This window comes from Pseudarthrobacter sp. As-47, assembly GCF_058215595.1.
The window spans coordinates 3,189,317-3,207,118 of the sequence record NZ_CM177088.1; the positions used below are offsets into that span (position 1 = coordinate 3,189,317).

The following is a 17,802-nucleotide window of genomic DNA, read 5'->3' on the forward strand; positions in this document are numbered from 1 at the left end:
CCGACGCCGAAGAAAATGGCCTGCTTGTGGGGATCAATACGAACTAAACCCCAAATGACCGGAAGTTGCCGGAAAGCAGGTGGCAGCAGATGTCGTTTTGAGCGCTCAAAACGACACCTGCTGCTACCTGGTTGGGTGGGTCAGGGGATGTTGCTGCCCCGTGCCGTCACCCAGAGCCCGTACCAGTCAGCCCGGGTCATCTCCCGGGCCACGCGGGCAGCGTCGGCACACGCACGGATCCGTTCCGGGTTGACCGTCCCGATCACCGGCGCGATACCCGCCGGATGCTTCATCAGCCATCCCAGCAGGACGGCTTCTCCGGTGCTGCCGTACTCCCCCGCCAGCCGGGCCACGAGCTCAGCGGTGGCGGCATCTGCTGACGCGGGACTTTCCGGTTCCGCCCCGGTGTACAGGCCGCGCGCCAGCGAACCGTAGGCCTGCAGCGTGATGGAGTTGCGCACGCAGTACTCAAGGGTGCCGTGCGGGAAGCTGTAGTCCAGGTGCTCGGCGTGGTTGACCAGCACCTGGCTCTCCAGCCAGGCCCGCTTGAGCAGGCTCATCTCCAGCTGGTTCGCCACCACCGGGGTGTCCAGCCGGTCCTGCAGCGCCTCGATCTGCGCCGCGGACATGTTGGACACGCCCAGCTGCCGGACCTTGCCTTCTGCCATCAGCTGCCCGACGGCGGCGGCCACCTCCGCCGGATCCGCCAACGGGTCCGGCCGGTGGAGCAGGAGGATGTCCACATAGTCCGTCCGCAGCCGCCGCAGGCTGCCGTTGACCCGTTCCAGGATGGCATCCCGGCTGAGGTCGTAGTGCGTCTGCAGCCCGCGCTCGTTCAGCCGGATGCCGCATTTGGTCTGCAGCCTGATCCGGCCGCGCAGCCCCGGTTCAGCTGCCAGAACCTCACCAAACACGGCCTCAGACTTGCCGCTGCGGTAGATGTCCGCGTGGTCGAAGAGGGTGATCCCGGCATCCAGCGCGGCCTCGACGGCTGCCGCGGCCTGGTCCACATGTTCAGTCCCGTGCGGCTCGCCGGACCAGCTGCCGCCCAGGCCCATGCAGCCATAAATGAGTTCCTGCATCAGGCAGGCCGCCCGTCCGGGACGGGTGCAGGCATCAGCGCAGCCATGCTGTGGTGTTGCCGGGCAGCTTGCCGTCTTCCAGCGGTGCGCTGCTGACAAGGACGGTCCCCTCGGGGAGGTCGACGGCGGTGTCCCCGAAGTTGGTCACGGACTGCCAGCCGCCCGGACGGCGGAAGTGCAGGATCTCAGGGTTGGCGTTCTCCACCCATTCCAGGTCCTCATCCGCCTGGAGCTCGTGGCGCAGCTTCAGGGCGGTGCGGTACAGCTCGAGGGTGGAGCCTTCGGTGCCGTCCTGCGCCTCCACGGCGTACTTGCTGAACCAGTCCGGCTGCGGCAGGTGCGCGCCGCCGTCGCCAAATCCGAAGGAGGTGCCTTCCACCTTCCAGGGCAGGGGCACGCGGCAGCCGTCCCGGCCGATCTCCACTCCCCTGTTCCGGAAGAAGGAGGGGTCCTGGCGTTCGGATTCGGGAATCTCCGCCACTTCCTGCAGGCCCAGCTCTTCACCCTGGTACAGGTAGGCGGAGCCCGGAACCGCCAGCATCAGGAGGGTTGCGGCGCGGGCACGGCGTTCACCGAGCTCCACATCCAGCTGTTCCTTGGGGCCGCCGGCGAGCAGCCACTCCTTGCCGTCCTGGCCCTTGGCGCCCGCCTTGCTCTTGGAGACCTGCGGCAGGCCGTAGCGGGTGGCGTGCCGGACAACGTCGTGGTTGGAAAACACCCAGGTGGAGGAGGCACCGGTTGCGGCGGCCTCGGCCAGGTTGCGGGTGATGATCTCGCGGAATTCGTCGGCGTCGAAATCGGCCTGCAGGAGGTCGAAGTTGAAGGCCTGGCCGAGCCCCTGCGGGCTTGCGTAGCGGGCGCGGCGGGTGGCGTGCACCCAGGCCTCGGCCACGGCGGTGCGCGGCGGGTTGTACTCGTTGAAGACCTCACGCCACTCGGCGTACACCTCGTGGACCTCGTCGCGGTCCCAGAAGGGGTGCGTGCCGTCGTCGAAACCGTCCACGCCGGTGTTGGCGGCGCTCAGTTCCAGCTTGGACAGCAGCGGCTCGGTGAGGTCCTTGGTGAGGGCGTGCGCCACGTCCACCCGGAAGCCGTCCACGCCGCGGTCGGACCAGAAGCGCAGGGTCTTGAGGAAGTCGTCGCGGACCTCGCGGTTGGACCAGTTCAGGTCCGGCTGCTCCTTGGCGAAAATGTGCATGTACCACTGCCCGGGGGTACCGTCCGGTTCGGTGATGCGCTCCCAGGCGGGGCCGCCGAAGACGGAGTCCCAGTCCGACGGCGGGAACTCGCCGTTGGGGCCCTTGCCGTCACGGAAGATGTACCGGTCCCGGGCGGGCGAGCCCTTGGGCGAGGCCAGCGCTTCCTTGAACCACTCGTGGCGGTTCGAGGAGTGGTTGGGGACGATGTCCGCGATGAGCTTGATGCCGGCCCCGTGCAGCGCCTTGGCCATCTCGTCGAAGTCCTCGAGCGTGCCGAGCTTGGGATCGACGTCGCGGTAGTCATCCACGTCGTAGCCGCCGTCTGCGAGCGCCGAGGGGTAGAACGGGCTCAGCCACACGGCGTCGATACCCAGGGACTTCAGGTACGGGACCTTGGAGGTGATGCCCTTGAGGTCGCCAATGCCGTCGCCGTTGGAGTCGGCAAAACTGCGCGGGTAGATCTGGTAGACAGCGGCCTGGCGCCACCAGTTCGGATCGGACAGGCGGTCGGAATCGGACAGGGTTGCCAGGGTGGCGGTGGTGCTCACAACGCTCCTTTTATTTAGTATCTAAATTTTCTAGTGACCAGTATGTGCCGACCGGGCGGGGATGGTCAACAGCCCGCTGCCTGCTCCGGCAGGACGCCTGCTCAGGCCCTGAGCCAGGCGGTTGATTCTCCCGGAAGCCTGCCGGCCTCGATCCCGCTGCTGGAGATCAGGACCTCGCCGTCCGGAAGTTCGACGGCGGCAGGACCGAAGTTCGCCACGACGTGCCAGCCGCCCGGGCGCACGAAGTGCAGCACCTGCCCGTCTCCGCTGTGGTGCCATTCCAGGGTCTCCGCACCTTGCAGTTCACGGCGCAGCGCCAGCGCCTGGCGGTAGAACTGCAGGGTTGAGAGGTTGTCGGTTTCCTGGGTGCTGGCTGCGTAGCCGGCGAACCAGTCCGGCTGGGGCAGGTGGGCTCCGTTGGCACCGAAGCCGAAGGATGGTCCCGAGGGAGTCCAGGGCAAGGGCACGCGGCAGCCGTCGCGGCCCAGGCCGTCGTACTCCGCGCCCCGGAAGAATGACGGGTCCTGGCGTCGGTCAGCGGGGATGTCAGCCACCTCGTGCAGGCCCAGTTCCTCCCCCTGGTAAAGGTAAGCCGAGCCGGGAAGGGCGAGCATGAGCAGTGTGGCGGCCTTGGCGCGGCGCAGGCCTCCTTCCACGTCCAGCGCTTCGCGGGGGCCGCCCGCTTTGACCCAGTCCACCCCCGGCTTCCCCGGCCGCCCGTTGAGCGGTTCGAGGCCGTAACGGGTGGCGTGGCGGGTGACGTCGTGGTTCGAAAATACCCACGTGGTGGTGGAGCCGGTGAGGCGTGCCTGTGCGAGGTTGTCGGTGATGATGGTGCGGAACTGGGTGGCGTTGAAGTCGGCCAGGAGCAGGTCGAAGCTGAAAGCCTGGCCCAGTCCTTCAGGGGAGGCGTACTTGGCGCGCCGTTCGGCGGTTTCCACCCACGCCTCCGCCACGGCAAAGCGCGGCGGGTCATATTCGTTGAAGACCTTGCGCCATTCGGCGTAGATCTCATGGACTTCGTCGCGGTCCATGAGCGGGTGCGTCCCGGAGGTCCGGTCCATGCCCTCAAGTTCCTGCTTGCTCGGAAGGTCGGCGCTCAGGTCCTTGACGAGAAGGTTGGCCACGTCCACGCGGAAGCCGTCCACGCCCCGGTCGGCCCAGAAGCGCAACGTCCTGAGGAAGTCCGCACGGACCTCGGGGTTGTCCCAGTTCCAATCCGGCTGTTCGGGAGTGAAGGTGTGCAGATACCATTGCCCGTCTTCCACCTGCGACCAGGCCGGGCCGCCGAACGCGGCTGTCCAGTCCGACGGCGGCAGCTCGCCATTCCCGCCCTTCCCGTCCCTGAAGTGGTACCGCTGCCGGGCCGCTGACCCCTTGGGCGAGGCCAGGGCTTCCCTGAACCAGGCGTGCCGGTTGGAGGAGTGGTTCGGGACAATGTCCACGATCACTTTGATACCGGCGGCGTGCAGGGCCGCGGCCATCCCGTCGAAATCTGCCAGGCTGCCGATTTTGGGATCGACGTCACGGTAGTCGTCCACGTCGTAGCCGCCGTCTGCGAGCGCCGAGGGGTAAAACGGGCTGAGCCACACGGCGTCGATCCCCAGGCTCTTCAAGTACGGCACCTTCGCGGTGATGCCGTTCAGGTCCCCAATACCGTCACCGTTCGAATCGGCGAAGCTGCGCGGATAGATCTGGTACACCGAGGCCTGGCGCCACCAGGTGGTGGCGGCCGCGGGTCCGTTGTCGGCATGGTGCGTCTGGCTGGCGAGGATGGACAAGCGGTTTCCCCTTTCCGGGGGTTTGGTGATGGTTTACATGCTGGCTGCACTTAGCCCTTGACGGCTCCCTGCGTGACGCCGGCCATGACCCACCGCTGGGTAAAGAGGTAAGCCACGATGGCCGGTGCCATGGCCATCAGATAGGACGCGAAGGACACGTGGTAGTTGTTGCTGAACTGGGTCTGGAACAGGTTCTGCCGGACCGGAAGGGTTTGCAGTGCCGGGTCGGAGATGATCAGGGAAGGCATCATGAAGTCGTTCCAGGCGTAGAGGAAGGCGAAAATTCCGACCGTGGCGCTCATCGGCGCCAGCAGGGGGAAGATCAGCTGCCAGAAGGTCTGCCAGGTGGTGGCGCCGTCAATGCGGGCACTCTCTTCCAACTCGAGCGGGATGGACCGCAGGAACGCCGTGAACAGCAGCACACTGAAGCTCAACTGGAACATTGTGGCGAGCAGGATGACGCCCATCGGGTTGTCCAGGCCCAGACGGCCGGTCAACTGGATTTGCGGCAGGGCTACGACCGGAAACGGGATGAACATCGCTGCGAGCAGGTAGTAGAAGGAGTACCGGAACAGCCTGCGTTCCCAGTTGCGCACAATCGCATACGAGGCGAATGCGGCCAGCACGATCGTTGCTGCGACGGTCCCGGCCGTGACCAGCAGCGACATCGCGGCGCCGACGGGGAAGTTCGTCAACGTCCACGCCTGGACGAAGCCGTCGATGCTGAACGGCGCAGGGAAGGAGAAGGCGTTGCCGTCCACAGCCTGCCCCTGGGTTTTGAAAGCCATGGACACGGTCACGTAGAGCGGGAGCAGAACCGTGACGGCACAAAGGACCAGGATGATGGTCCCCGGCCAGTTCACCCGCTCGACCTTGATGCCTGGGCGTCGTCGTCCGCTCCCGGCGGGGACTGGTTCGGTGCGGTGGAGTTCCTCGGCGGTGAGGGTGGCTGGTGTGGTCATTAGAGTGTGTTCCGTCCGCGAGTCAGCGAAAGCTGCAGGAGAGAGATGAGGACAGCGACGACGAAGAAGATCGTGGCGTTGGCCATCTGGTAGGCATAGTCGCCGCCGTTGAAGCCGGCGATGACGGTCATCGCGATGCTTCTTGTTGAGGTTCCCGGGCCGCCGTTCGTGAGACCGACGATGATGTCGTACGCATTCAGTAAGCCCTTGAAGCCGAGGATGATGTTGATGACCACATAGCCGGCCACAAGCGGAGCGGTGATCTTCAGGAGCTGCTGGAACTTGCTGGCGCCGTCGATCTCCGCGGCCTCATACACGTCCCCCGGGATTGAGACGAGACCGGCGATATAGATCAGCAGCGCCCCGGGCACGGCCTGCCAGGCGGTGACCACCACAATGGCGATCCATGCAAGGTCCGGGTTTGCCAGGAGGCTCGTCTCCAGCCACGAGATGCCTGCCGCCGCACCCGCAGAGGGCAGCGAGTTGGAGAACAGGAAATTGAAAACGTAGGCGATGATGATGCCGGAGACCACCATGGGGATAACAAAGATGGTTCGCAGCGCTGTCTTCATGCGGATCTGCGAGGTGAGCCCCACGGCGAGGAGGAAGGCGATCACGTTCACCACAAGCACGGTGACGATCGAGAAGCCGAAGGTGAACAGATAGCTCTGCAGGATGGCGGGATCGCTGAAAATTGCTATGTAGTTGGTCAGGCCTGCGAACTCCCAGTCACCGATTCCGATGGAGTCCGTGAAGCTGAAGAAGATGCCAACGAGGCCTGGAACCGTGATCGCCAGCGTGAAGAGTACAAGGCTTGGCAGGAGGAAGAGGTAGAAGATCGGTTCGACCCTCCGCCGGCTGCGGCTTTCGGGGCGTCCCTGCCCGCGTCTGGTTGCTGTGGTGGTGGACATGTGTCTGGCTCCCTTGTTCTGGGCTACTGGCGAAAGGCCAGGCGCGCCCAGTCTGCGTCGAGTGTGCGGAACGTGGCTGCAGGATCTGCGCCCAACACGAGCGCCTGGGTGTAGTTCATGATGGGAATAGTGCGGGGTACCAGCACCGATGGTCCCTGGTAGACAGAGCCCTTGTCGTAGTACTCCACCATCCCCTCGATGCGCGGGTCCGGGGCTGCGTCCGCATCAATGGTGGGCGTGAAGCCCAGCTGCGACTTGTTGTACGCCTCAATGATTTCCGGCTGGTAGAGATACTCCAGGAAGTCGCGCGCAGCCTCCTTGTGCTTGGATTCCTCCGGAATCCACGCCGCGAGATCGACGTTGACCCGCACGCGCAGGTCCTCGGGATTTTCCGTCATCGGCAGTGGAAAGGTTCCGAGCTGGAGATCGGGCGCAGTCTTGGCGATCTCGCTGAAAGCCCACGGGCCCTGCAGGTACATGGCTGCCTTGCCTTGGGAAAACGCGAGGTTCCCGTCGCCGTAGCCGCGGCTCGCGGCGTCTTTGTTCACGTAGCTGCCCGCCAGTTTTAGCATCTTCTCTACAGGCTGTTCAAAGTCTTTTTGGAAGGACGCAGGCGAGTCGGGTCCGACGTCCGTGCCGGCATCGGCAAGCTTTTCAAAGAAGTCGAGGGTGTCCAGCTGGCCGCCCACAGAGTAGTCAAACCATCCCTGGGCCACCGTCCAGTCGTCCTTCCACGTGGCGTAGAACGGCGTCACTCCCGCGGCTTTCAGCGCGTCGCACGCCGCGAGCAGCTCACTCCAGGTCCTGGGAACCTCGATGCCGTGGGCGGCGAAGATTTCCTTGTTGTAGATCACGGACGACGCCATGACCGAGTACGGCAGGGCGCTGGTCCGGCCCGGGTACGAGCCGTACTGGTCCATCAGTGGCTGCAGGTCCTTCCGGACCCGGGTGGCAGCCTGGGTTCCGGACAGGTCACTCAGCGCACCGCGCTGGACGAACCTGGCCGTTTCCATGTTGTAGTTCGCCAGCGCGATGTCCGGCGGGTTGCCCCGGACAAAGCTCGCTGAAACGACGTCGACACCGGAAGTATCCAGGATGACGTCTGTATTGTCCTGCGAGGCGTTGTAGTCGGCCACCAGCTTGGTCATGAAGCCGATTGCTTCGCGCTTGCTGAACGTGAACCGGATGGTTTCCTTGCCGGAGTCTCCGGTGCAGCCTGAGAGGAGGCCGGCGAGCAGGGCCAGGCACAAGCCCAGCGCTGCGGTACGTAGTGTGCGCGTCAATTTCAAAGACACCCTCGTCCTTTCGTGGTGCGGCAGAACGCCGCGTGGCGGCGGGGACGGCTGAGACTGTGCCGCAGAGTTTATATAGGGCGTAAATTTAGCTCCTATCGTTAGTATGCGGCGGCATCGGGCACACCGTCAAGCATTGAGGGGAATGTTTCCTCGGCTATATTTATGACCTAAATTTAGAATCGCCTTCACGTCCCGTGACCTGGCCAGAATGGGAGCGCCCGATGAGGACTGAGACTGCACCGTCAACGCAGCTGGTGCGGAGGGTCAACGCCAGCGCAATGCTCAAGGCAATGCGCGGGGCGGGCATCATGACAGGCACGGACCTCATGGCCGCCACCGGGCTTTCCCGGGCCACGGTGATCTCGATTTGTGATGAGCTGGTGCGGCTCGGATGGCTCCGGGAAATGGAAACCCAGCGCGGCGCCGCGGGATATATCAAAGGCAGGCCGGCACGCAGGTTCGTTTTCGACGACCGCGCGGCCAGCGTCCTGGGCATCGACATCGGGGCCAACAAGATCACCACCATCGTCGCCGACATGGGGGGAAACGCCCTCGCCAGGGTAACCACGCCCTTCCGGGCGTTCAACGTAGGCGCTGACGAGCGCGCCGATGTCCTGGACCGGATCGCCGCGGAGGCCCTGGAGAAGGCGGGAGTGTCCGCGGACTCTGTCCTGGCTGTAACCGTTGGCGTCGCCGCCCCGGTGAGTCGCGACGGCGAAGTCCTCACGGTCCAGGAATTCTGGAAGTCGTTCGATGTCCGCCGGCTTGTCTCTGAGCGCCACGGCTGGCACGTGCTCCTGGAGAACGATGCCAACCTGGCGGCCCTGGCTGAACGCTGGAGGGGCACGGCCCAGGGCGTCGACAACCTCGTCGTTATGCTCACCGGGGACCGTCTGGGCGCCGGAATCCTTGAATCAGGCCGTCTGCTGCACGGGCAGCTTGGCGGCTTTGGCGAGCTGGGATACCTGGACACTGTAGAAGGCGTCGGTGACACCCTCGGCATTGCGCACTATGTGGTGCTGTGGGGCCAGGAAGCGCTCGCCTCAGGCGCCGACACGCAGCTGCGTGAGCTGTGCGGCAACGTCCCGGACAGCCTCACGGCCGGGATGGTGTTTGCCGCAGCCGGGAACGGGGACCACGTCGCGCAGGACGTCCTCAACCGGATGGCACAGCGCATGGCCCGTGTCATCGGTTCCGTCAGCACGCTGGCAAACCCGCAGCTGGTCGTCCTCGCGGGAGGCGTCGCGGCCTCTGCGCGCGCGCTCATTCCCGCCATCGAGGAGCAGCTGCCGAAGTTCACATTCACTCCGCCCCGGGTGGAGGCATCCTCCCTTGGAGACGGCATCGTTTCCATCGGCGCTATCCGCCTGGCACTGGACTACGTCGAAGAGCACGCCATGGACCTTTATCCCGCTTCTTTCAGGAAACCGGCCCAGCCCGTTTCCTGAAGCGGTCCAGGTTACGCCAGCGGCTGCAGGGCGGCGGCGATAGGCAGGCTGCCGTCAGAGAACCCAATGGTTTTACCAGCGGTTTCCAGCATCTCCAGGACAGCCACGGCGACACTTGCGGTGTTGCTGCGGGAGGTTTCGCGGCTGCCCTCCGGAGACGGGTCAACGTCAATCAGGCCGCTCCCCGGCTTGTCAGTCAAGGCTCCGGGGCCCAGGATGGTCCACTCCAGGCCCGTGCTGCGCAGGTAGTCGTCGGCAGCGGCCTTGGCTTCGGCGTAGGCAAAGAAGCTGTTGCTTTCCGGCACGCCGTGGTTCTTGCCGGCTCCGAGGTAGGAAACCATCACGTAGCGTGCCACGCCGGCTTCCGCTGCGGCATCCATGGACCGGATGGCGGCGTCCCGGTCCACCGCATAGGTGCGCGCCGGGTCCCCGCCGCCCGCGCCTGCCGACCAGACCACGGCGTCGTGGCCTTTCAGCGCAGCGGCGATCTCCGCCGTCGTCGCGTTTTCCACGTCAAGGACCGACGGCGTTGCGCCGGTTTCCGCAACGTCGCCGGCATGGTCCGGGTTGCGGATGAACGAGGTGACGCTGTGCCCCTCGTCCGTGAGGAGGCTGGACAGGTGCAGGGCCACTTTGCCGTGGCCGCCGATGATTGCGATTCGGGTCATGGCCCTATTCTGCTCCCCCGGCTCGCCGATGCCACGCCACCGGCGCGTCGGCGTCAGCCGGTATCAGCCGGTATCAGCCGCGGATGTGGTAGCGCAGGTACATAACGCCGTTTCCGAACCGCCGCTCGTCCAGGAGTTCGAGCCGGACGTTCAGGCCGTCCGGCAGGAAACGCAGGCCGCCTCCCACGGCCACCGGGTTGAGGAAGATCCGGCATTCGTCCACCAGCCCGGCCCGGAGCGCAGCCGCGGCAAGGGTGGCGCCACCCACGCCGATACTGCCCCTTGCATCCGCTTTTATGTCCCTGACCGTGGCGGGATCGAAGGAGCGCCGGACTGTCGTCCGCGGAGCGGATGGTTCTTCCAGGGTTTCCGAGAAGACAATCTTCTCCGCCGCCCGCCAGATCTGTCCGTAGTCCTGGATAACGGGAGGGTCGTCCGGCCCTCCCAACGTTTCCCACACGGACATGACCTCGTACATGCGCCGCCCCAGAAGGTAGGTTCCGGCGTCGCGCTCGAGATCGTTGACAAAGGCGTGGACCTCCTCATCGGGCGCACTCCAGTCGAAGTTGCCGTCGCTGTCCGCCCAGGTAGCCGTCCAGTGAGGTGATGCCGGTGTAGATGAGGTCAGCCATGCGCCTATTCTGCCGCTCCCGCCGGGTTTTTAGGAGGGAAACAAAAGGAAGGCCAGGGGGGTCACAAGGATCAGCGTCAGGACAACCCGCTGGAACCAGATGACCACCAGCTTCCAGACCGGAATCGGGATGTCCGTGGCCATGATGCACGGGACCAGCGCGGAGAAGAAGATGATCCCTGATACGGACACCACACCCACAACAAACTTGACCACCGGGACCGCCTCCGCGGCGAGGAGCGCGGGAAGGAACATCTCTGCAACGCCAACGGCGCTGGCTTTGGCCACCAGCATGGGTTCCGGAAGTTGCAGCGCCCAGGTGAAGGGATAGAAGAGGAAGCCCAGCCAGTCGAACACGGGAGTGTAGGTGGCAAGGACCAGTCCCAGCAGGCCGATGGAGAGGATGGAGGGCAGAATGGCCATCGCCATCAGCACGCCGTCCCGGACGTTGGTCCACACGTTGACGGCGAGCGGGGGCGCTGCCTCCACAGTCCGCCGGGCCTCACGCCAGGCGACGGACAGCCGGCGCCCGGTAACGTCCTCCTCCGGCTGCGGGACGGCCTCGGGGTGGTACTCGTCCGGGATGCTGTTCAACGGCCAGATCCTGACGGTGATGGCGGTGACAACGAACGTGACCAGGAACGTGATCCAGAAGTAGGCCGTCCACTGGCCCATCAGGTCCAGTGTCTTTGCCACGATCACCATGAACGTGGCGGACACGGTGGAGAACCCGGTGGCAATGATGGCAGACTCGCGGGCGGTGTACTTGCCTTCCTTGTAGACCCGGTTGGTGATGAGCAGGCCCAAAGAGTAGCTGCCCACAAAGGAGGCGACGGCGTCGATCGCGGACCGCCCGGGGGTTCGCCAGATGGGGCGCATCACGCGCTGGACCATGACACCGATGAACTCCAGCAGGCCATAGCTGACCAGGAGCGCCAGGAACACCGCGCCGATGGGGACAAGCAGCCCTACGGGAATGACGAGCTTTTCAAACAGGAACGGCCCCATGCCCGGTTCAAACAACCATGCGGGCCCGACCTTGAAGACCATCATGAAGCCCACCACCATCCCCACCACTTTCAGCACGGAGAAGGCCACCTCCACCGCGGATCTTTTCCAGGTTCCTGCGATGAAGGGGTATGCGGCGCCGGCGATAATCACGGCCAGCGCGTAGTAGGGCAGGACCGGGGCGATGCCCGCCTGGAGGAATGAGACGATGTGGTCCAGCATGATGGTGTTCTTGCCGGCGATCGTCACCGGCACAAAGAACATGAATGCGCCGATGCCGCTGTACACAAACAGCTTCCACATGTGCCGCGAGGCTGTGCGCGGGGCTTGCGAGGTGATGGCCAAAGGTCTGTCTCCTGACTACAGCCAGCCCTGTCCGGACCGGCAATTTGTGGACAGAACCATCGCACCGTGAATCCCCGGCAGGAACAATGGACTGCACGCCAAAGCAGTCTTGGATAGGAGGCTCGGTTCAGGACGGACTCGGTTAAGCCAGGAAAGCCCCCGGAATCTCGGGGATTCCGGGGGCTTAGCCTGTAGCGGTGGGGAGGCTCGATCTCCCGACCTCACGATTATGAGTCGTGCGCTCTAACCAACTGAGCTACACCGCCACGAATGAGAAAAACCTGCGCCAAGCCGGTCAAAACCGCCTTGACACAGGCCCTCATCCAGAGCCCCCCACCGGAATCGATCCGGTGACCTCGTTCTTACCAAGAACGCGCTCTACCACTGAGCTAGGGGGGCAACGAGTAAATACTCTACCGGAAGATTTACCCACCAACAAATCGGCGTCCGGGCAGGCGGCGAGGGGCTGGAACAGGTGTCCGACGGGCGCCGTATCGGCCGAAAAATGCCGGAAAATCAGGGAAACGGGAACCCTGCGACCAGCGCAGGCTGGCCGGGCGGGACCCTTTTCCGCGGCCCCGCCGCGGGAATGTGTCGATCCCCACACTCCCCGCCGCCGTCCGCCGTCGGACTTTCACCTGCCGCACGCCTTAAACGCCTGTGGGCCGGCTCGAAAGCCGGCCCACAGGCGCCTTGTCAGCTAACTGACGGATTTACCACTTGCCCTTGCGGTTGAAGTCCCGCTGGCCGCCCTCGTTGCCGTGGCGGGGCTTGCGGGAGCCGTCACCGTGGCCGCCGAAGCGCGAGTCGCTGGCCTGGCCGCGGTTGGCACCGCTGTCGGCGCTGTAGGAACGCTCGCTGTAGGAGCGGCCGCCGCGGTCAGCGGAGGAGCGCTCACCGTCGTTCTTGCGGAATTCCTTCTTGAACCCGCCGTTGCCCTTGAAGTTGCCTCCCCGGTCACCGCCGCGGTTGCCCTGGTAGGAACCGCGGTCGCCGGACGGCTTGCGGCCGTTGTCCAGCTCGAGGTGGATCAGCTCGCCGCCGATCCGGGTGCGGGACAGGGCACGCAGCTGCTCGGGGCTCAGGTCCGCCGGGAGCTCCACGAGGGAGTGGTCCGAGCGGATGTCGATGCCGCCGATCTGGGCCGAGGAAATGCCGCCCTCGTTGGCAATGGCACCCACGATGGAGCCCGGCATGACGCGCTGGCGGCGTCCGACGGCGATCCGGTAGGTGGCGTTGCCCTCGGTGAGCGCACGGGTGGGGCCGCGGGAGCCGAAGCCGTCCTTGGAGCGTTCGCGCTTCTGGAACTCGGGAGCTGCAGGCAGTTCCTTCACCAGCAGGGGCTGCCCGCCCTGTGCCATCACGGCAAGGGCTGCGGCGATCTCCGACGCCGGAACGTTGTGCTCTTCCTCGTAGGAGGCGATCAGGTCGCGGAACGGGGCGACGTCCTCGGAGGCGAGGGTTTCCGTGATGCGCTCCGCGAACTTGCCCAGGCGGAGCGTGTTCACGGTCTCGGCCGTCGGCAGGTGCATCTGTTCCACGGGCTGGCGGGTGGCCTTCTCGATGGAACGCAGCAGGTACTTCTCCCGCGGCGTCATGAACAGGATGGCGTCACCTGAACGGCCTGCACGGCCGGTGCGGCCGATGCGGTGCACGTAGGACTCGGTGTCGTGCGGGATGTCGTAGTTGATCACGTGGCTGATGCGCTCCACGTCAAGGCCGCGGGCCGCGACGTCGGTGGCCACGAGGATGTCGATGCGGCCTTCCTTCAGCGCGTCAACGGTGCGCTCACGCTGCTGCTGCGGAATGTCACCGTTGATCGCGGCGGCCTGGAAACCGCGGGACTTCAGCTTGTCAGCCAGGTCCTCGGTAGCCATCTTGGTGCGTACGAAGGCGATGACGCCGTCGAACTCTTCAACCTCAAGGATGCGGGTCATGGCATCAAGCTTGTGCGGGCCCATGACCTGCAGGTACCGCTGGCGGGTGTTGGCGCCGGTGGTGGTCTTGGACTTGACGGAGATCTCGGCCGGGTTGTTCAGGTACTGCTTGGACATGCGGCGGATCTGGCTCGGCATGGTGGCCGAGAACAGTGCAACCTGGCGGTCGGACGGGGTCTGCTGGAAGATCTGCTCCACGTCTTCGGCGAAACCCATGCGCAGCATCTCGTCGGCCTCGTCCAGCACCAGGTACTGGAGCTCGGACAGGTCCAGGGAACCCTTGGAGATGTGGTCGATTACGCGGCCGGGGGTACCGACGACAACCTGGGCGCCGCGGCGCAGGCCGGCGAGCTGGGGGCCGTAGGCGGAGCCGCCGTAGACGGGCAGGACAGTGAAGTCGTCGATGTGCTTGGCGTACGAGGTGAAGGCCTCGGCAACCTGGAGGGCCAGCTCGCGGGTGGGAGCCAGGACCAGGGCCTGGGTCTTGCGGGACGGGCCATTGAGGTCGTGGAGCTCGGCCAGGCGGGACAGTGCCGGTACTGCGAATGCTGCAGTCTTACCGGTGCCGGTCTGGGCGAGGCCCACGACGTCTCGGCCTTCGAGCAGCAGCGGGATGGTTGCTGCCTGGATGGGGGAAGGCTTTTCGTAGCCGACATCCTGCAGGGCGGCGAGGACGCGGCCGTCGATGCCGAGGTCGGCGAACTTGATGCCTTCTTCTTCGTCTTCCTCAGCCTTGGCGGCGGGAGCGGCGGCGGCAGGGGCTTCTTCAGCCGAGACGGCGGGGGCGGCGGGGGCTTCTTCAGCCGTGGCGGCGGGAGCTTCGGCAGGTGCCGGTGCGGCCTCGGCTGCGCGCGCAGCGGGCTCAGTGAATTCGATGCTGGCAGTTGCTGCTTCAGCGGTGGCGTCGTTGTGATTTTCGGGCATAGGGAAGTGTTCCTCATCCATAGGGGGCCAGGCGGCACTACCCGAGGTGAGCGGAGCCGCAGTACGTGTGCCGTGGATGCCGGGCAAACATTGACCGGCCGGTCACAGAAGTCCGGCGCTTTCGCAATCCCGTGGCAGGACTTCCCGCTGCATCTCTTGGCTGCTATCCCAGCAGTCTGTACAGCGTTTTCTTTAGCCGGCTCTCCCTATGAAAATGCCCGCATCGCTTGTGCGGGCCCCAACACTTGCCAGTCCTGCCTCAAAAATTGGGCAGGAATAAGGGATTTCCGGAGTGGGGGATGTTTCAAGTGTAAGGTATGCACCTGCCGCAGCGGAAATTGAACGTACGACGACGGCGGTGAGCTTGCGCACACAGTCCGCCTTCCAGCCTCTCAGGGCCGCGGCTGCCGCCCCAACTGCCGCTCCAGCGCCTCGAACTTTTGCCTGAACTCCGGCTGCTGCAGGCGGATCTCGCCGTCGGCGTCGGCGTCCTTCAGGGCCTCCATGGACTCAAGGTCAGGTTCGCTGAACCACCTGCCCACGGTAATGCCGTGCTTGGGCACATACAGCCGGTGGATATGGTCCCCGGCCTGGATGGTGCCGGTCCTGATGACGCGCAGGTAGGTGCCCACGCGGCCCTCCTCGGTGAACCTCTTGACGAAGTGCGGCTCCCGCATCCGGCGCTGGAAGGTGGCGCAGGGCGTCCGCGGCGAGGTGACTTCGACTTCGAGGCTGAGGCCGATCTTCCACCGTTCACCAATCACCGCTCCCGTGGCGTCGATGCCAGCCACCCTGAGGTTCTCGCCAAAGATTCCCGGCGGCAAGTCCCGCTGCAGCTTCCCGGCCCAGTAATCGGCGTCCTCCTGCGAATACGCATACAAGGCCTGGTCCGGACCGCCGTGGTGGACCCGGTTCGCCTGGATGTCGCCCTGGAGGCCCAGCCGGTGAACCTTGACCGGCCCCTCTGCCGGACGCTTGTCGATGGCTGTCACGCCCACGCTGGACGTGTCCGGCAGGAGCTGGTGGACGCGGCAGACGGCAACAACGGAGGCGGTTTCCATGGCACCAGTGTAGGGTCCGCGAGCCCCGGCAGGCGGCAGTTGCCGGGATGGGGACTTCTCCCCCATCCGCTGTCCGCTGCGCTACTCGCAGCAGGCACCGGCAGGGACTACGCTGAGTTCAGATTGCAATTGGGGGTGCAGCGCTGTGCCCAATTCACGTGGACTACTGAGGGGGACGCCATGGACCCGAACAAGGAGCCGGAGCGCGGGCGGGCAAACGGCAACCAGCCTGACGGTGACGGCCGGGCCGGCGCGAAGCCTCCCCCTTGGCAGGTGCCCAAACCGGAGCTCCGGCCTGAACTGCTGAACGAGCCTGTTACCCCGGTGGACCCGTTTGCCCGCGACCGGGAGAGGCAGCTCAACGAGGCCGCGGCCAGGAAGAAACGCTCGCAGCGGCGCACCGTGGTGGTGGGCCTGGGCGTGACGGCGCTGCTCGCCGGCACCATCACGGCTGTGGTGGCCAGCAACCAGGATGACCCCGAGTACGCCCAGGTGTGTTTCAACGACGAAACCGGCGAACGCGTGGAGGACACCAACTGCAACAGCTCTGCCGGCCGAAGCGGCGGCATCTACGCCTGGTACTTTTTCTCCCGCGGCGCGTTCGTTCCCGCCGTCGGGCAGAACCGCTCAACCGCCCCCACCTACACCAGGACCGTTCCCAGCGGCGCCAAGGCGTCCACCGGGTACAGCACCCAGGGCGGCACCGTCAGCCGCGGCGGTTTCGGTACCACCGCGAAGAGCGGCACAAGCGGCGGCAGCAGCAAAGTGGGGGGCTGAGCGTGAAGCGGCTGTTGTCTGAGCCCAGGCCCGACTGGAAGCAGAAGATCCAGGAACAGGGCCTGGTGTTCTCCACCACCACCATGGACGACGGGCGGCGGATCGAGTACTGGAACGAATCCGCGTACTACGAATTCACCACGGACGAGGTGGAGACCCTCGAGGTGGCGGCCGAGGACATGCACCGGATGTGCCTGGAAGCGGCCACGTTCCTGGCCACCGGCGCAATGGGAGACATTGGCATTGGCCCGCAGGCTTTGGAGCTGGCCGCGGAGTCCCTGCAGGCCGGGGACGTGGATGTGTACGGCCGCTTCGACTTCATCTACGACGGGCAGGGCGGTCCCGCCAAGATGCTCGAATACAACGCGGACACCCCCACCGGCCTAATCGAGGCGGCCGTGGCGCAGTGGTTCTGGCTGCAGGACGTCTTCCCGGAAAAGGACCAGTGGAACGGCATCCACGAGGCCCTGATCCGGCAATGGAAAAAGGTGCAGTACCGCACCGGCATGAGCACCCTCCACGTTGCCCACTCGGAAGTCGAGGAATCCGGCGAGGACTGGATGACGGCTGCCTACATGCGGGACGTGGCCAGCCAGGCAGGTTGGACCACCATCGGCATCAACATGTCGGACATCGGCTGGGACCCCAACCTGAACCGGTTCGTGGACCTGGACAATTTCATGATCAGCACCATCTTCAAGCTCTATCCCTGGGAGCTGATGATGAAGGAACCCTTCGGGCAGCGGCTCCTGGAACGCGCCCACAATCCGCGCTGGGTTGAACCGGCCTGGAAAATGCTCCTCTCCAACAAGGCGCTCCTCGCCGCCCTTTGGCATCTTTACCCGCAGCATCCCAACCTGCTGCCGGCCTACCTCAACGAGCCGGGTCCCCTCAAGGAATGGGTGGCCAAGCCGCTGCACGGCCGCGAAGGGGACAACATCAAAATCCATGCCCAGGGGATCAGCCTTGAGCAACCCGGCGGCTACGGCCGCGAGGGCTGGTGCTACCAGCAGTACCAGGAACTGCCCGACTTCGACGGCAGCCATCCCGTCCTGGGCCTGTGGGTGGTGGACGGCGAGTCCGTGGGCTGCGGCATCCGCGAATCGGATGGGCCGGTTACGGACTACTTCTGCCGTTTTGTGCCCAACACCATTGACGCGCCGGCGCCGCTCTCGGCCGCGGCCTCCTCCAACAAAGCAGGTATCGCACTATGAACCCGGTGACA

General features: G+C 65.2%; 13 protein-coding genes, 2 tRNA genes and 1 pseudogene. 3 read left to right on the top strand and 13 right to left on the bottom strand.

The window, feature by feature from the left end; genetic code table 11:
- Positions 1-140: 140 nt before the first annotated feature.
- The 6 genes from AC4BCK_RS14790 to AC4BCK_RS14815 all read right to left on the bottom strand — a co-directional run bounded on the left by AC4BCK_RS14790 (position 141) and on the right by AC4BCK_RS14815 (position 7,778).
- A complete protein-coding gene (locus tag AC4BCK_RS14790; RefSeq protein ID WP_490566060.1) occupies positions 141-1,082 on the bottom strand; it encodes an aldo/keto reductase in 942 nt (313 codons plus the stop codon).
- A 34-nt stretch (positions 1,083-1,116) separates the two neighbouring features.
- Positions 1,117-2,829, bottom strand: coding sequence for a glycoside hydrolase family 13 protein (locus tag AC4BCK_RS14795; protein WP_364270819.1), 1,713 nt, complete (start codon positions 2,827-2,829; stop codon positions 1,117-1,119).
- A gap of 101 nt (positions 2,830-2,930) precedes the next feature.
- A complete protein-coding gene (locus AC4BCK_RS14800; protein ID WP_436054883.1) occupies positions 2,931-4,610 on the bottom strand; it encodes a glycoside hydrolase family 13 protein in 1,680 nt (559 codons plus the stop codon).
- Between the two features lie 50 nt (positions 4,611-4,660).
- The gene (locus AC4BCK_RS14805; protein ID WP_174176813.1) at positions 4,661-5,572 is read right to left on the bottom strand and encodes a carbohydrate ABC transporter permease; all 912 of its coding nucleotides are present in this window, start codon (positions 5,570-5,572) and stop codon (positions 4,661-4,663) included.
- Positions 5,572-6,483 (bottom strand): carbohydrate ABC transporter permease, encoded by a 912-nt coding sequence (locus tag AC4BCK_RS14810; protein WP_363937085.1) that lies wholly within the window; start codon positions 6,481-6,483, stop codon positions 5,572-5,574. Before AC4BCK_RS14810 ends, AC4BCK_RS14805 begins: the two co-directional genes overlap by 1 nt.
- 23 nt (positions 6,484-6,506) lie before the next feature.
- On the bottom strand, positions 6,507-7,778 hold the full coding sequence (locus tag AC4BCK_RS14815; RefSeq protein WP_490566061.1) for an ABC transporter substrate-binding protein: 1,272 nt from the start codon (positions 7,776-7,778) through the stop codon (positions 6,507-6,509).
- Between the two features lie 221 nt (positions 7,779-7,999).
- Here AC4BCK_RS14815 and AC4BCK_RS14820 point away from each other — a divergent pair, with 221 nt between their 5' ends.
- Positions 8,000-9,226 (top strand): ROK family protein, encoded by a 1,227-nt coding sequence (locus AC4BCK_RS14820; protein WP_490566062.1) that lies wholly within the window; start codon positions 8,000-8,002, stop codon positions 9,224-9,226.
- A gap of 11 nt (positions 9,227-9,237) precedes the next feature.
- Here the strand turns inward: AC4BCK_RS14820 and AC4BCK_RS14825 are convergent, their stop codons facing one another.
- The 7 genes and pseudogenes from AC4BCK_RS14825 to AC4BCK_RS14855 all read right to left on the bottom strand — a co-directional run bounded on the left by AC4BCK_RS14825 (position 9,238) and on the right by AC4BCK_RS14855 (position 15,800).
- The gene (locus AC4BCK_RS14825) at positions 9,238-9,894 is read right to left on the bottom strand and encodes an SDR family oxidoreductase (protein WP_363937091.1); all 657 of its coding nucleotides are present in this window, start codon (positions 9,892-9,894) and stop codon (positions 9,238-9,240) included.
- A 73-nt stretch (positions 9,895-9,967) separates the two neighbouring features.
- Positions 9,968-10,411: pseudogene (locus AC4BCK_RS14830) on the bottom strand (dihydrofolate reductase family protein); the annotation flags it as partial.
- 144 nt (positions 10,412-10,555) lie between these two features.
- Complete coding sequence (locus AC4BCK_RS14835) at positions 10,556-11,878, bottom strand: YjiH family protein (RefSeq protein ID WP_435876435.1); 1,323 nt, start codon at positions 11,876-11,878, stop codon at positions 10,556-10,558.
- A gap of 192 nt (positions 11,879-12,070) precedes the next feature.
- Positions 12,071-12,144, bottom strand: a tRNA-Met gene (locus AC4BCK_RS14840).
- Between the two features lie 61 nt (positions 12,145-12,205).
- A tRNA-Thr gene (locus tag AC4BCK_RS14845) sits at positions 12,206-12,277 on the bottom strand.
- A 314-nt stretch (positions 12,278-12,591) separates the two neighbouring features.
- Positions 12,592-14,739 carry a DEAD/DEAH box helicase gene (locus AC4BCK_RS14850; RefSeq protein ID WP_490566063.1) on the bottom strand — a complete coding sequence of 716 codons (2,148 nt, stop codon included), beginning with the start codon at positions 14,737-14,739 and terminating at the stop codon, positions 12,592-12,594.
- Positions 14,740-15,131: 392 nt separating this feature from the next.
- Positions 15,132-15,800, bottom strand: a complete 669-nt coding sequence (locus AC4BCK_RS14855; protein ID WP_490566064.1) for an MOSC domain-containing protein — start codon at positions 15,798-15,800, stop codon at positions 15,132-15,134.
- 180 nt (positions 15,801-15,980) lie between these two features.
- Here AC4BCK_RS14855 and AC4BCK_RS14860 point away from each other — a divergent pair, with 180 nt between their 5' ends.
- Positions 15,981-16,577 carry a DUF1190 domain-containing protein gene (locus AC4BCK_RS14860; RefSeq protein ID WP_310108999.1) on the top strand — a complete coding sequence of 199 codons (597 nt, stop codon included), beginning with the start codon at positions 15,981-15,983 and terminating at the stop codon, positions 16,575-16,577.
- 2 nt (positions 16,578-16,579) lie between these two features.
- Positions 16,580-17,791 (top strand): glutathionylspermidine synthase family protein, encoded by a 1,212-nt coding sequence (locus AC4BCK_RS14865; protein WP_310108995.1) that lies wholly within the window; start codon positions 16,580-16,582, stop codon positions 17,789-17,791.
- Positions 17,792-17,802: the final 11 nt, after the last annotated feature.